Annotated in this window: 10 protein-coding genes; 5 read left to right on the top strand and 5 right to left on the bottom strand. The window is 56.0% G+C overall.

Annotation, left to right across the window (positions count from 1 at the left end):
• Positions 1-56: 56 nt before the first annotated feature.
• Positions 57-2,540 (bottom strand): phosphoenolpyruvate--protein phosphotransferase, encoded by a 2,484-nt coding sequence (ptsP, locus tag LEP6406_RS0222645; protein WP_263971213.1) that lies wholly within the window; start codon positions 2,538-2,540, stop codon positions 57-59.
• A 441-nt stretch (positions 2,541-2,981) separates the two neighbouring features.
• Here ptsP and stpA point away from each other — a divergent pair, with 441 nt between their 5' ends.
• The 3 genes from stpA (at position 2,982) to LEP6406_RS0222630 (ending at position 5,885) form a co-directional block, all read left to right on the top strand.
• A complete protein-coding gene (stpA, locus tag LEP6406_RS0222640) occupies positions 2,982-4,262 on the top strand; it encodes a glucosylglycerol 3-phosphatase (protein ID WP_008313625.1) in 1,281 nt (426 codons plus the stop codon).
• 53 nt (positions 4,263-4,315) lie between these two features.
• Positions 4,316-4,939, top strand: a complete 624-nt coding sequence (locus LEP6406_RS0222635) for a hypothetical protein (protein ID WP_008313626.1) — start codon at positions 4,316-4,318, stop codon at positions 4,937-4,939.
• A 292-nt stretch (positions 4,940-5,231) separates the two neighbouring features.
• Positions 5,232-5,885: a PEP-CTERM sorting domain-containing protein gene (locus LEP6406_RS0222630; protein WP_008313627.1), complete on the top strand. Its 654-nt coding sequence runs from the start codon at positions 5,232-5,234 to the stop codon at positions 5,883-5,885.
• Positions 5,886-6,293: 408 nt separating this feature from the next.
• Here the strand turns inward: LEP6406_RS0222630 and secA are convergent, their stop codons facing one another.
• On the bottom strand, positions 6,294-9,083 hold the full coding sequence (gene secA / locus LEP6406_RS0222625; protein WP_008313628.1) for a preprotein translocase subunit SecA: 2,790 nt from the start codon (positions 9,081-9,083) through the stop codon (positions 6,294-6,296).
• A 690-nt stretch (positions 9,084-9,773) separates the two neighbouring features.
• On the opposite strand from secA, the gene LEP6406_RS0222610 reads away from it, so the two are divergent.
• The gene (locus LEP6406_RS0222610) at positions 9,774-10,259 is read left to right on the top strand and encodes a GNAT family N-acetyltransferase (RefSeq protein WP_008313631.1); all 486 of its coding nucleotides are present in this window, start codon (positions 9,774-9,776) and stop codon (positions 10,257-10,259) included.
• 5 nt (positions 10,260-10,264) lie between these two features.
• Here the strand turns inward: LEP6406_RS0222610 and LEP6406_RS29370 are convergent, their stop codons facing one another.
• From LEP6406_RS29370 to LEP6406_RS0222595, 3 genes are all read right to left on the bottom strand, one after another.
• Positions 10,265-11,050, bottom strand: coding sequence for a sensor histidine kinase (locus tag LEP6406_RS29370; RefSeq protein ID WP_008313632.1), 786 nt, complete (start codon positions 11,048-11,050; stop codon positions 10,265-10,267).
• A gap of 77 nt (positions 11,051-11,127) precedes the next feature.
• A complete protein-coding gene (locus LEP6406_RS0222600) occupies positions 11,128-12,612 on the bottom strand; it encodes a flavin monoamine oxidase family protein (protein WP_008313634.1) in 1,485 nt (494 codons plus the stop codon).
• 160 nt (positions 12,613-12,772) lie between these two features.
• Entirely contained in the window at positions 12,773-13,600 is an 828-nt protein-coding gene (locus LEP6406_RS0222595) for a class I SAM-dependent methyltransferase (RefSeq protein ID WP_008313637.1), read from the bottom strand.
• A gap of 216 nt (positions 13,601-13,816) precedes the next feature.
• Here LEP6406_RS0222595 and LEP6406_RS0222590 point away from each other — a divergent pair, with 216 nt between their 5' ends.
• Positions 13,817-14,884: an AI-2E family transporter gene (locus tag LEP6406_RS0222590; RefSeq protein ID WP_008313639.1), complete on the top strand. Its 1,068-nt coding sequence runs from the start codon at positions 13,817-13,819 to the stop codon at positions 14,882-14,884.
• Positions 14,885-15,070: the final 186 nt, after the last annotated feature.

The raw sequence follows: 15,070 nt of genomic DNA, 5'->3' as shown, positions 1-15,070 counted from the left end.
CACCTCCGGGTTCTGGAGCAGGATGGGGTTGGGTTTCCCCAGGCATTGGGACGGTTTCATAGGGCTCGCACCTCCGCCGCCGTGGAACAGCTCAGCGCCCGCTGGGCCAGCCGCTGCATCTGGGGTAGGGACTGCCGCCGCAGCGCCGCCTTCACCGCCGGAATACTGGCGGGGCTGGCGCTGAGTTCCTTCACCCCCAGACCCACGAGCAGGCTGGCCCCTGGGGGATCCCCCGCCAGACCGCCGCAGACCCCCACCCACTTCCCGGCAGCTTCGGCTGCCTGGACAGTCTGGTGAATGGCCCGGAGAACGGCTGGATGCAGCGCATCCGCCGCCGCCGCCAGGGTGGGGTGGCCCCGATCCATAGCCAAGAGATATTGGGTCAGGTCATTGGTGCCGATGGAGAAAAAGTCCACTTCCTGGGCAAATTCCGCCGCCATCAGCACCGCCGAGGGCACCTCCACCATCATCCCCACTTCGATGGGCGGTGTCTCCAGCTCCACCCGTACCGCCTCCAGTTGGGCCTTGGCCGCCCGCAGATCCTCCAGGGTGGCGATCATGGGGAACATGATGCGCACGTAGCCAATGGCGGCAGCGCGGCAGATGGCCCGCAGTTGGGGAATAAATAGATCCGGCTCTTGGAGACAGAGGCGAATCCCTCGGACGCCGAGGAAAGGATTGTCTTCAGCGGGCAACTTCAGATAGGGCACCGCTTTGTCCCCGCCGATATCCAGGGTACGGACAATCAGGGGTAGGCCATTCAGAGCCTGGGTCATCTCCTGGAGGGCGGCGAACTGTTCTGCTTCACTGGGGGGCTGGTCTCGACCTAGGAAGAGGAATTCGGTCCGCAGCAGCCCCACTCCCTCTGCCCCGGCTTCGATGGCGGCGGCGGCTTCTGGGGCTGCGCCAATGTTGGCCACCACTTCAACGCGGTGACCATCGCGGGTGAGGGCGGGCTGAAACCGCGATCGCAGTGCCCCATCCTGAGCCACTTGCAGTTCCCCCTGTCGCTGCCGTGCCTGGGTTAGATCCTCGGCACTGGGCTGGGGATAGAGGCAGCCGCCATTGCCATCCAAAATAGCGGTGCCCCCGGTGGCCAAATCCAGTACCGCCGCCCCCGCCCCCACCACGGCGGGAATCTTTAGGGAGCGGGCCAGAATGGCGGTGTGGGAGGTGGGTCCACCCGTCGCCGTACAGATGCCCAGAATTCGCTGGGGATCTAGGCTGGCGGTATCCGAGGGGGTGAGTTCCGCCGCGATCAGAATCACGGGTGTTGTTGGGAGTTCACTCGCCGTTTCCACCTCCCCCAAGAGGTGGCGCAGCACCCGCTGCCCCACATCCCGGACATCAGCAGCCCGTCCCGCTAGGGTCTCGTTGCTGAGGGCCGCTAGGGACTGCGCCCGCGCCTCAATCGTTTGTTGCCAAGCCCAGGCCGCACTGCGGTTAGGGGGAATCTGGGTCAGGGCCGATTCGATCAGGTCCGGATCTGCCAGCAGCGCATGGTGGGCGGCAAAGATGGCCCCCTGAGCCGTGCCCAATTGCTGTTGAACCTGCTGTTGCAGGGCAGTTAATTCTCCCAGGGCAGCGGCCACCGCCCGCCGCAGGTTTTCCGCTTCTGCCGCTGGATTCGGAGCCGTATCGGCAAAGCTCAAGGTCTGGGTGTGATGGTGGTGCAGGGGTGCGATCGCAATTCCAGGAGCCGCCGCCACTCCGATGATGGCCTTGCTTGCGAGGGTGAGGGCAGGCAGGTCCAGATCCGGCTCTGCTTCCGGTTCTTCCGCTTCTAAGCCAGTTGCGATCGCGTTCTGGAGCGCCTTCAACGCCGCCGCCCCATCCTTACCACGGGCGAGAATGCGAATGCTCTGCCCCGACTCCACCCCCAACTTCAGCAGAGACATCAGGCTTTTGCCATTGGCGATCTCTTCCCCCGCCTGCACCCGAATATCCGCCTCAAAGGCGGAGGCCAAAGCGGCAAAGGCCGTCGCCGGACGGGCATGGAGCCCCGCCGCCCCGGTAATTTGCACCTCCACCTGCTGATCAAAGCCCGGTTCCAATTCCGTCGGCTTCTGCACCGACGGAGAACTCTCCCCTTGGGTCAGTTGCTCAATAATCTCCTGGGCATTCTGGGTCTGGACCAGCCGCTGAATCAGGGCCGGATCGTCCAGAACATGGGTCAGGTTTCGCAAAATTTGCAGATGCTCGTCGGATTTGGCCGCGATGCCCACCACCAAATGCACCGTTTCCCCTGGATTCCACTCCACCCCCTGGGGCAATTGGGTCACGGCGATCCCGGTTTGCAAAATCAGCTCCCGGTCCTGGGGTAAGCCGTGGGGAATGGCGATACCGTTGCCCAGATAGGTATTGGCGGCGGATTCTCGTGCCACCATGCTGTCGATGTAGCCCGCTTGAATATGGCCCCCCTTTACCAACAGTTGCCCCACCTGGCGAATGGCATCCAGCTTGGTCGCGACGGTGGCGTTGAGCTGCACCACATCAGCACTGAGGCTCACCATGAATTGTGTCTCCTTCCTAACCGCCATCTGGGAAAACCCTAAAGCTGTCTGTCCGTAGCGTCAGCAGGCAGTCCCAAATGGCCTATTCCTCTAATTCTGAAGGGTGGCTTGACAGTCAGAGGGCTTACTCAGGAAAAGTTTGGACTTCCCTTAATACTCCGTATCGCTTTTGCCACCTCTGTCCTTGCCATACTGCCATGCTTGAAAAGCCATAGCGACATGCCGTTGGATTGCGTACATCCCTGAGGGCACACAGCCGTGTGCCCCTACCGTGGGCGTACTGGATTGAGATGAATACCGCGATACGTTGCGAATTTCCCTGAATTTTCCTGTAGGGGCACCGCACCGCCGTGCCCCATACCCTGGGCACAATCGGCAGGCAATTCGTTCCCCCATTACCTGCCGATTACGGAAACGGGGTGGGGCATCCTGGTAGCCTGAACCTGTTGCCTAGGATCCCAGGAGCCCATGACCGCTGCCCCCGTTACCCCGCTGCACCAGCAAATCTATTCCCTCCAGCACGATCGCTTTGCCGACCTGCTGGTCCAGACAGAGAACCTGCTGATCATCCAGGACCTAGACGGGGTCTGTATGGCACTGGTCAATGATCCGCTAGATCGCCACATTGACCCCGCCTACGTAGCAGCAACCTCAGCCTTCGACGGCCATTTTTATGTGCTCACGAATGGAGAACACACTGGGGAACGGGGGGTTAACGGCATCATTGAGCGGACCTTAGACCGGGGTTCAGGGCAGGCCCAGGGTCACTATCTGCCGGGGTTGGCGGCGGGGGGGGTACAGTGGCAAACGCGCCAAGGGGAGGTCTCTCATCCCGGTGTTAGGAAGGCGGAACTGGCGTTCCTCCGGGCCGTGCCCGATCGCATCCGTGCTGCCCTAGTCGCCTTTGCCCAAGGCCATGCCCTACCCCTTGACGACGTTACGCTAGAGCACTGCATCCAAGCTTCGGCCCTGGATAATGTGGCCTCTCCTACCGCGAACCTGAATACGTTTCATCGGGTCTTGGTGGGGGAGCGCGATCGCTTTGCTGACCTCCAGCGCACCATAGCCCAGCTCATGGACACTCTACTCATGGAGGCCCATGAACAGGGCTTAGTCGATGCTTTTTTTGTCCACTACGCCCCCAACCACGGGCGCGACGAAGACGGCAAGGAACGGATTTGGCTGGCCCAGGGGGAGGAGTCGGGCACGACGGACTTTCAGTTCATGCTGCGGGGGGCGATCAAGGAGGCCGGGGTGTTGGCTCTGCTCAATCGCTACTACGCCCAGCGTACGGGCACCTATCCCCTCGGCCCCGATTTCAGTGTGCGCCAAGCTCCCCAGACCCAGGCGGATCTGCTGGCCCTGGTCAAGCACCATTTTGATCCGGCCCTGATGCCGCTGATCGTGGGTGTGGGCGACACGGTCACCAGTCAGGTGGTGGTTGAAGATGGCGTGCCCGTGGCGAAGCGGGGCGGTAGCGATCGCAATTTTCTTCAGCTCATCCAGGCCATTGACACCGTCTTTGAGCGGGGCAATGTGGTGGTCTATGTCGATAGCAGCGGTGGCGAGTTAAAAAACCGCCGCCCGCTCGCTATAGAAGAGCGCCAAGGGATAAAAACGGTGGTCGCTGGCCCCGGCGATCCCCAAGACACCACGGACCCCCTGCGGCTGAATGTGGTTTTTCCCGGTGGCCATCGGCAGTATTGTCAGGTCTTTCAGCAAGCAGCCCAGACCCGAAGCGGGGGCTGACTTTTTAGATGGAATACGCTTAGACTAAACCCACGCTGGTCAAGCAAGACCCGATGAAGCAGTCCCTAGCAATCACCGACTACATTGATAGCCTTGTAGAAGCAGAGACTCGATTTGGATTGTCCTACCGAGCTGACCCAGACTTTTTTACGGAATGGACTGTAGAACTCCCCCCCCTGACCTCAGCCGAGCGACAGCGCCTAGATCTGATTAAGCAGCGCTATCTATACCATCGCCAGTATGGACATCTCCTCGAAGGGGGCGTAAATTTTATCGTCATCGCTCCTTTGCTAGAGCTAGCAGGCTTCTACGATTCCCCATTTCGACTGCGCTCCGAGGCGTCGATCCGGATCGAGATTGCCGATGAGGACAACCACATCTACCAGGGGCGCATTGACAGTTTGATTGTGCAGGACCACCTTTGGATTGTCCTTGTAGAAGCGAAACGAACCTCCTTTAGCATCGATGTAGCATTGCCCCAGGCTTTGGCCTATAGGTCTGCTGACCCCGTCTCCGATCGCCCCACCTTCGGGCTGGTCAGCAATGGAGCCTATTCTATGTTTGTGAAATTAGACCAAGCGCAGTACGGTTTCTCTGATGATTTTTCTCTCAATCGGCAACGCAACGAGCTCTACGATGTTTTGCAAGTTTTGAATCATCTCAAGACCCTAACTTAAATTCCATTCCGCACAGAAATTTCCCCCTTGATTGAGAAGTTCCTGAAGCGAACCGAGGGTTTTGTGAAGTTTCCATGAAGTTGCCCGCAATTCGTATCCCCCCCTAGGGGATTGGATTGCGTGTATCTGCGCGGCTTGGGAGCCGCTGGCCTGGGCTTGGTAACAATACTTGTATGAGGCTTGCGTAAAATCTTGGGTGTCTAAGTTTACTTGTCTAAGTACGGGTAGTATTTTTAGGTACGGGCTCGGAAGCAATGAGCTGCCTACCCTTACTATGCGAGGATATACAACCATGATTTCAATGCAACGCCTTTCTATCGCGGCTGTCCTAGCAGTAGGCACAGCTGGAGCCAGCTTGTTGATCTCATCAGCCCCTTCTCAAGCCGCTAGTCTGGTTTGGGGTTTCTCATCCGGCAACGACTGCTCAGGCGTCTTTGGTCAAGGCTTTGGGAATTGCGAGGTAAATGGCTCTCCGGTCATTGCCAAGTTTGACTACGAGAAGACCGGAGTCGAAATTGAAATTAACAGCGCTGCGTACCCCAGCGTAGATGGCGCTGAGTGGAGCTTTGCTCCTGAAGGGGCAGCTACTGGCACTTGGAGCTACACCCCTGGAGCGGGTGATCCAGGCATTAAGTACTGGGTCGCTAAGGGCGGACCAGGGTTCAATCTGTTCTATATGATTGAGGGCGATGCTGGTTCCTGCTTAGGGGCCATGGCCTTTACAGCAGGGTGCTTGAGTCAGGCCATTACTACGACCAGCGGTGAGTGGTTTACCCCCCCTGCCCCTGGCCCTAGTGGCAACCAATCTGGCCTGTCCCACCTGACCTTCTACAACACAGGTGATGATAATGGCGGCAATGGCCCAACAGTTCCCGAACCTGGTCTGATTCTCGGTCTGGGGGCAGTAGGGCTAGCAGGGGCTGGCTCCCGCCTGCGACGCGCCTAGGACATCGGAATCAAGTATCTCCTTGCCAGAGGGGCTGTCCTAAGTCAGGTCGTTACTTGGGGTCGCCCCTGAGTCAGAGTACCTGCTACAAAAACTCTTGTACTGAGACGTACATCTAAACATGGGCCTCCCTAACGCGGGAGGCTTTTTTGTGGCAAGCGTGGGTTGAGGTATCCGTAGCAGTCTGCAAGCTATTGAGTACAGGTCCAAAAGCTGAAGCTTCTAGCGCAGCGTCAAGTTTGAATCAGCCTACGGCAGCTACGCTGGCCCACAAAATCAGTTTGCGTAGGTTGGGTGAAACGAAGTGAAACCCAACAACGGTGGGCCATGTTGGGTTCCGCGAGCGCTGCACCCAACCTACAAATTGAGGCTTGACAGAGCACTAGGGAGGAAGCAAATGAGGTGATGCTAGCCGACCTCTTGGGAGGTCTTTACCTGGGGTTGGGGTTGGGGCTGGAACTGGAACAGGGTGTAGACCACATTGCGGCGGATGCCCGTCATCATGTCCAGGAAGACCTCGTAGCCTTCGCTCTTGTACTCAATTAGAGGATCCTTTTGGCCATAGCCCCGTAGCCCCACCGTTTCCCGCAGGGAGTCCATCTGCTGGAGGTGTTCGCGCCAGAGGGTGTCGATCTGCTGGAGGATGAAGAATCGCTCTGCATCTCGCATCAGACCGGCTTTCATGTGGTCTACCTGGGCTTCCTTCAGGTCGTAGGCAATCCGAACCTGCTCATGGAGGAAAGTTTTGATCTCCCCGATGGACAGGTTTTCTAGGTGCTCTGGCTCCACATCTTCCAACAGGTAGACAAACTCCTTGACCTTGCCCACCATGTCTGGCAGTTTCCATTCCTCGGAGGGCAGTTCTGGATTGACATAGGCTTCTACGATGTCATCCATGGTCTGCTCGGCGTACTTGATCACCAGTTCCTTCAGACCCTCGCCCTCTAGTACCCGTCGTCGCTCGGCGTAGATGGCGCGGCGCTGATTGTTCATCACCTCGTCGTATTCAAAGACCTGTTTGCGGATGTCGTAGTAGTAGGTTTCGACCTTTTTCTGTGCCCCCTCTAGGGAGCGGGTGAGCATCCCTGACTCAATGGGCATGTCCTCTTCTACGCGGAAGGCGTTCATCAAGCCCGCCACGCGATCGCCGCCAAAGATCCGCAGCAGGTTGTCTTGCAGGCTGAGGAAAAAGCGGGTGGAGCCGGGGTCGCCTTGGCGTCCGGCGCGGCCCCGCAGTTGGTTGTCTACCCGGCGCGATTCGTGGCGTTCGGTGCCGATGACATGGAGACCGCCGAGGCTGATCACACGCTCGTGTTCGGCATCGGTCAAGGTTTCGTACTCTTTACGGACCCGGTTGTAAACTTCCCGTAGCTTGGCGATGACGGGGTCGCTGGTGGGGGCTTTTTCTGCTGCGATCGCAACTTTATCCTCCGCCTCCAGTTCCTCCAGACTGCGCTCCCCATAGGTGGTCACCGCCAGGTCCACCATTTCTTTCAGGGCCAGTTCCGCTTCCTGGGACAGCTCCGTGGGGAAGATATCGGGGGATGCCTTCCAGGTTTTCACCTTTTTGTCAGAGCCAAAGCCCTGGGGACGGTTGCGACCCCGGACCCCCGCCACCGACTTCACCCCAAACTCATCCTCATCCTCAGGCTTGACGATGCGGGGCATCAAGTATTCCCGCACCTTGAGACGGGCCATGTAGTCGGCATTCCCACCGAGGATGATGTCGGTGCCCCGCCCCGCCATGTTGGTGGCGATGGTGACGGCCCCACTCCGCCCCGCCTGGGCCACGATTTCCGCCTCCCGTTCCACATTTTCCGGCTTGGCATTGAGCAGATTGTGGGGGATATTGAGCGCCTTGAGCAATCCCGAGAGCAACTCCGACTTCTCCACACTGGTGGTACCCACCAGCACCGGACGCCCAGTTTGGTGCATTTCGGCGCACTCTCCTGCCACCGCCTGCCACTTGGCCTCTTCGGTCTTGTAGACGACATCGGCCACATCCCGCCGTCTAGAAGTGCGGTTGGTATCGATGACCGTCACTTCGAGTTCATAGATTTTCTCGAACTCCGGCTCCTCGGTTTTGGCGGTACCCGTCATCCCCGACAGCTTGGGATATAGCAGGAAAAAGTTTTGGTAGGTGATGCTGGCGAGGGTTTGGGTCTCTGGCTGGATTTCCACATGCTCCTTAGCCTCAATGGCTTGGTGCAGGCCATCGCTCCAGCGCCGACCGGGCATGACCCGCCCGGTGAACTCATCCACAATCACCACTTCGTTATTGCGAACGATGTAGTTCACATCCTTGATGAAAAGTTCCTTAGCCTTGATCGCATTGAAGATATAGTGCGCCCAGGGATCTTGGGGATCAAAGAGATCCTGCACCCCCAGGAGTTGCTCCGCCTGAATAAAGCCCTCGTCTGTCAGCAGCACATTGCGGGCCTTTTCATCCACTTCGTAGTGGTCTTCCCCATTAAGTTGGCGGGCAATATCCGCTGCCTGGGTGTACTTTTCCCCCGGTCGCTCGATCTGACCGGAGATGATCAGGGGGGTGCGGGCCTCGTCAATGAGGATGGAATCTACCTCGTCAATGATGCAGAAGTTGAAGGGGCGCTGCACCACATCGCCGATGGCGGTGGCCATGTTGTCTCGCAGATAGTCGAAGCCAAATTCACTGTTGGTGCCGTAGGTGATGTCGCAGGCGTAGTTCTTTTTGCGATCTGTCGGGCTCATACCCTGCTGAATCAGACCCACCTCCAGTCCCAGAAAGCGGTGGATTTGTCCCATCCACTCCGCGTCCCGGCGGGCCAGGTAGTCGTTTACCGTGACGATGTGGACCCCTTTGCCGCTGAGGGCATTGAGGTAGGCGGGCAGGGTGGCTACGAGGGTTTTGCCCTCCCCGGTCTTCATCTCAGCGATTTGCCCATCGTGGAGCACCATGCCCCCGGTGAGCTGTACGTCAAAGTGGCGCATCCCCAGGACTCGCTTGGAGGCTTCACGCACCACGGCGAAGGCTTCTGGCAACAGGTCGTCTAGGGTCTCTCCCTTTTCGATGCGCTGCTTAAATTCACCCGTTTTGGCAACTAGGTCGGCGTCTGACAGGGGCTGGATGTCTTCTTCCAGCAGGTTGATTTCCACCACGTCAGGCTTATAACGCTTGAGCTTGCGGGCGTTGGGGTCACCAAGGAGGGCTTTTAGCATGTGTCCGGAGACTGGAAGAACTGGGCTGGGAATGCTTCTAGTAAATTCAATGGAGCCGCCTCAAGGCAAGGGGCGGTTCCCACACCTAATGGGGCTCTAAGGTTGAATTCGCGCTTTTTGATCCTACCACTTGGGCCTTGGGGTGACGGGTTTTGAGATCTTTTGGGGGCTTGCGCAGGGAAATTGGGTTGGAAATTGGGGGAAATTCAGGATTTTGCTGTTGGCTAACAGATTTTTCAGCTCCCGAGACCCTGGGGACGGTGTTATTGTATTGTTCGATGCATTTTTTTGTTAAGTCAGTTCAGTACGGCCAGCCAAGTTGGCTGTCGCCTGACGGTATTTTTGGAGCCGCCTACCACTCCCGGATGTTGGGCAGTCCTCTAGAGTTTCTTGGAGATGATCAATTTCGACAGTGACTGTGACGGCCTGAGGCTTGTATTAGGGCTTCCTAGCTCTGCCTTTCACTACGAGGCAGAGGATGGGGAGGCTATGGGCCGCAGGCTGCGACGGAGCGGCGATTTCAGGTTGGGCTCATCAGGACATCATCGACGAATCAGGGGCTGACAGGTTCAGTTGCGTCTCCCTCAGGGCAGGGGAACGGGGCTGGATCTGTATTGACCCCGAGTTCAATTTGCTGCGATGCCTGTCCGTTGAGTTCTTTCTTGACTTCTTTGAAGAAGGGTTACCGCCATGATGGATTGTCGCCACATTCAGTTTCGCTATGTGGAGGCCCTGGATGCTAATGGGTTGAGTCAGTTGCAAGGATTGTTTGAGGTGGCTGCGTTTTGGGCCTGCGATCGCACCCCTGAAGCGATGGCCACGGCTATTACCCACAGCCATCCTGTAGTCATTGCTTGGGATGGGGATCACCTGATTGGCTTTTCCCGTGCCACTTCTGATGGGGTTTACCGGGCTACGATCTGGGATGTGGTGATCCACCCTGATTATCAGGGGGCCGGCTTGGGACGGCGACTGGTAGAGACGGTGCTGGCCCATCCCCACGTCAGTCGGGTGGAGCGGGTGTATTTGATGACCACCCATCAGCAGTCTTTCTATGAGCGCATTGGCTTCCAGACCAACCAGACTACGACCATGGTTCTCTTTAACCAGCCCCTAGAACTGGAGCAGGATCTGGCAACGCTGGAGCGCTCTGCGAAGACCCGGTTCTCTAGCTAATGACTTCAGCTCTGGGAGTCGCTGCGATATCGGGGCAGGGTACATTGCAGGCGATGGTTAGGGCTGGTATCGGTTTCTGGCACCTCCAGTTGCTCCAAGCGACCCGCCATCCCTTCTAGCAGAGCTGCTACTAGACTGTGCCGCAATCCTAGGGGGAGGGGGCGATCCAGATCAAATTTTTCCCAATCCCCGAGGGGCGTTGGCTCCTGCCATAGATCGGCGGGGCGATCGTCGTCGAGCCAGAGGTGGTAGTGGGTGTCGCTGGCGGTGGGGGCGGTGTAGAGGTGCAGGGTACCGCGCTGACAGCTTGCGATCGCACCTTCCATCAACGTAACCAGGGCATTGATCAACCAGTTAGGATCGGCCCACACCTGGATATGGGGATCTGGCGGCTCAATGACGAGGCGTAGGTTCCGATTCGCAGCTTGCAGATGGGTGAGGGTTTTGATTTGGTCTAGGACCATGGCCAAGGAGACAGGCTGAAGGTGGGGTTCCAGCTGCCCCGTTTCCACCTTGGACAGATAGATCAGAAAATCGAGCTGTTCCAGCAGTTTCAGGGCGGCGGCGTGGGCGGCGGACAGAAACTCTGCCTCCTCCTCCGGGGTATCGCAGAGCCCCTCCAAAATCATCTGGTGTAGACTGATGACCTGATTTAAGGGCGATCGCAGCTCATGGGCTGATCGAACCAAAAAGCCCCCCCGAAATTCCGCCAATTCCAGAGCACGATAGTAGGCAGTCCGCCAAGTTTCAGCACTTGTAGGGGCAGCGGGCGGGGCGGGGAAGTCACTCATATCAAAGGGTGCAGGCACATAGTCTAGGGGCTAGCTGCCCCTAGAGTACCCTTCCTGACTGACCCCCGAGCCAGGGTTTACCGCAATCCAACACTATTAGATGGTGTCGCGCCTAGGTGAATCTGCTGGGCGACCCGTTGGCCGCTGCGGACGGCCCCCTCCATGTAGCCGATGTAACGATCGGTGTGCTCCCCAGCGAACCAGAGTCGTCCATAGGGGTGCTGGAATGCGGGCCAGAAGGTGGTGAACTGTCCAGGTCCATAGGCGGAGTAGGACCCACCGACCCAGGGATCCTGGGGCCAGACGGTAGTCGTGGTGGTATGGAGTTGATCCCGCAAGCCGGGGTAGAGGGTTTCCATCTGTTGCAGCACCGTGGCGACGCGATCGTCCGCTGTCATCGCCACCAATTGCCGCCCATACTGTCCGGCTACGTAGGCGGTGAGAATACCCCAGTTCCCCGGTTGCTGGGCCGTCGCCTCACTGACAAAACCAACGGGGAGGTCGGTGATGGTGGGGCCACTCACCCCCTGGTCGCGCCAGATACGATGGCGAAACTGCCCCATCACCTTCACATGAGAGCCGTAGTTCAATTCTGCGATCGCACGTTGCAACACCGGACTCAGAGCGGGCTCAAAGCGCACCGTTCGCAGGGGGGGCAGGGGAGTGGCAATGATGGCATAGTCGGCGGTGACCACACCCTGTTGATGGTGGACCTCCACTCCGAGGGCCGTCTGGCGAATGTCGGTGACAGCGGCATTAAATTGAATGGGATGCTGGAGCGCACGAGCCATGGCCTCCGGCAATTGGCTATTGCCCCCCTGGATCCGGTACATTTCTAGGCGATGATCCGGCACCTGATCGTAGAGGGCCGCCTGTTGGATTAGAAAAAACAGCGACAGCCACTCCGGATCGTCGTACTCTCCCCGCAGATATTGATCACTCAGCACCCGCGCCAAGGGAGCCTGCCCCAGGTCATCCAACCAGCGAGACAGCACCACTTGGTCCAGTGCAGCGGCCTGGGGAGCCCGTTCTGGATGATCCAGATCGGTGATGCCCTGAGCGAGATTATCCAGATCTGACCAAAGTCGGTCAATGTCCTGGCGCAGGGCGGGGCCGAAGGTCTCATCCAGGGCGCGATCGCTGAGGGGCAGCCGTTGTCCCTGGGCTTGCAGATAGTAGAGCCCCTGTTCGGGAGCACGATGGACGGACTCTAGTCGCAGGCCGAATTCCCGCACGTAATGGTGCATCTGAGTATGAACCCGGAGACTGTCAATGTATTCCCCGCCGCCTTCCGCCCATTGGCCCTGGGCAAAGGGTTGCCGCAGTGTCACCACTCGACCGCCAACGCGATCGCGGGCCTCCAGCACCGTCACCCGCCAACCTTGCCGCTGAAGTTCATAGGCCGCCACCAGACCTGCCAGACCCGCCCCAATCACCACGACATGCCCCCCAGCAGGACCCAAGGTCTGCGCCTGGACCAACGGAGGGGCAAGGCTGAGACTGGTGCCCCCCAGGGTCAGGGCCAACAGCGATCGCAGCAGATCTCGACGGGAGTAGGGCATGGAGACACACAGGCATCACAGGACTCGATATTGGCCCAATTCCGGGCAATTGTCGCAGATTGGGTCGGCCTGCGCTACTCTACAGAGCAAGCCTGAGTCAGAGTGTTCCAGCTTCAGCTAGGTTCTGATTTCTAGCCTATACCTTTCCTTTTTTATCCATTTACTTCTTTCGAGCCACAACAATCAGAGCATATGATCCATCAATATTGGACACTGTTGGATAGGCTAAAAGATAGGTCAGATGCCTGATGATTGCTGGGCTATGCAGCTCCGAAAAATCTCCTATCCGCTGGGATATAGAACGGTGCTTTAATAATTGAGATTCCCGTTTGAATAAAATATTTGACGATGCCTGACCCAGTCGATAAATTACTTGAAAGCTATGTTTATCTAGCAAGCGTCGAAATTCAGAGAAGTTAAAGAGTTGTTTGTGGTAAGGATTAACCGGCAACCCCATACGATCTGGAGGTTCATGGAGTGCATTGGGTACTGAACAAATTAGCCAGCCATTTTCATTAAGGGATTGAGAGAATTGAGCAATAACTAATTCCGGCTCAATTAGATGCTCTAATGTTTCAAAACTAATGATAGCATCCAAATCTGAGTTGACAAGATGACGAGACCACGGTAGAGATTCCAGGTCTTGTTCATGGAAATCAATTTTACCCTGACCCTCATGATTATCCGTATTCCAATCGAGATCATCAATCTTCAATACCTCTGAACTCCGATCAACTGCAACAACAAAATCGGCAATTTTAGCCAGTTCATTGAGTCCATATCCCATGCCACAGGCAATGTCAGCCACTCGCCTTGGACGGTAGTCACGGAGGTAATCAGCCGCAAATAGATATCGACCTAGATGCTCGATTTTCACCCAGAGATTAGGATTTTCAAGATCAAATGGATCTATGCAATCCTGAGTGAAGCTGAGATCGGCACAACCCTTTTTAGGCAAAATGGCTCCTTGTATATTGATCAAATCCATGTCTATGGACTTAAATCCTGAAACCCATGGGTTTCTTCAATCATTGATAACACCTATGAGGCAATTCAACAATTCAGGTTCAGAGGAGACTTGAAAAGCAACAGGTGAGACGACGTTACCACTCAAGGCAAGAGTTAGAAGTGACCGAATTCAAACCTGGTCTACAGGATTTGTGGATATGAGATTGTGATATGTATAGAGAGACAAGAATCCTAAATGAAAACGAATAGAAAACCATCTTTTCATTTTTTGCATCGCCTAAGCATTATCAGGTTAATTCGGTATCTATTACTGCTTACCTTGGGATGGGTCATAGCTCAAGTTTTAGGTTATTTTCAAACCGTAATTACTATCTTTACGTTTTCTGCCATTCTTGCCTTTCTATTGAACTATCCAGTGACTTGGATTACTCGATTCGTTCCTCGCAGCATGGCGGTCACAATCACATTCACAATGGGCTTGCTTTTCTTAAGTGGTGTCATCACTACCCTAGGATCAACCATTCTCAATCAAGGACAACAGTTAATCACTCAGTCCCCTGAGATAGTGGATGCTATCATTCCCCTGATTGAGAGATTAAATACTGCTTTAAATGATTTCAACATTCAACTGGATTTGACGGAGTTGACGGGGGAGCTACGAGGCCAAATTCTATCTGGTATTGATATAGGTCTATCTGTTGTTCAGGGTATTATCAGTAATATCATTGATTTGATTCTAGTGGCAGTTGTGACCTTCTTTATGTTGTTAGAGGGGGAGCCAATTTGGAATTTTGTTATCAATATTTTTCCAATATCTTTGCAAGGGGAATTGACGACGGCCATCAAGATAAATCTTCTGGGATTTTTCTGGGGACGTTTGCTATTGTCAATTTTCTTTGCGGTGTCATGCTTCGTTGTTTTTGTGGTCCTCAAGATTCCCTATGCCTTGCTGCTGGCAACAATTGCGGGTTTGTTTGACTTGATTCCCGGTATTGGTGCAACTATGGGAGTTGCTTTGATTGCCTTCATCGCCCTCCCTCAGGGCCTATGGATTAGCTTTCAAATTATTGGAATCTGTGTATTTATGCAGCAGATTGAGGAAAATCTTCTCATGCCTCGTATCATGCAGGGCTCCATCAACATGAACCCAGTTGTCCTATTTTTTGCGCTTTTAGTAGGTGCTAGGGTTGCGGGTCTACTAGGTCTATTTCTATCTGTTCCTATTGCTGGGGTAATTATTAGTCTGTTTGGCTTGGAGGCACTACAGGGTGGCAAGTCAACCGCTACTGGTTTACCGCCTTAAAAAGTTATGGCCACTTGTTCAAATCCGTACAGCTTTAACGATTAGTTAATGGGGACAGCGGCCTAGGCTGGCGATGCATAGACCAAGTCCAGCTCGAAATCTGGAGTTTCTCCACCGGGAAAATTCCACTTCTGGACTTGGGCAAACTTGAGTTCGACTTAAGCTTCGCTGCCCATCCGCCAGGGA

Source organism: Leptolyngbya sp. PCC 6406, from assembly GCF_000332095.2.
Classification (GTDB): Bacteria; Cyanobacteriota; Cyanobacteriia; order Phormidesmidales; family Phormidesmidaceae; genus PCC-6406.
Note: the sequence above shows the minus strand (reverse complement) of the source record. Positions and strands in the feature narration are given on the sequence as shown.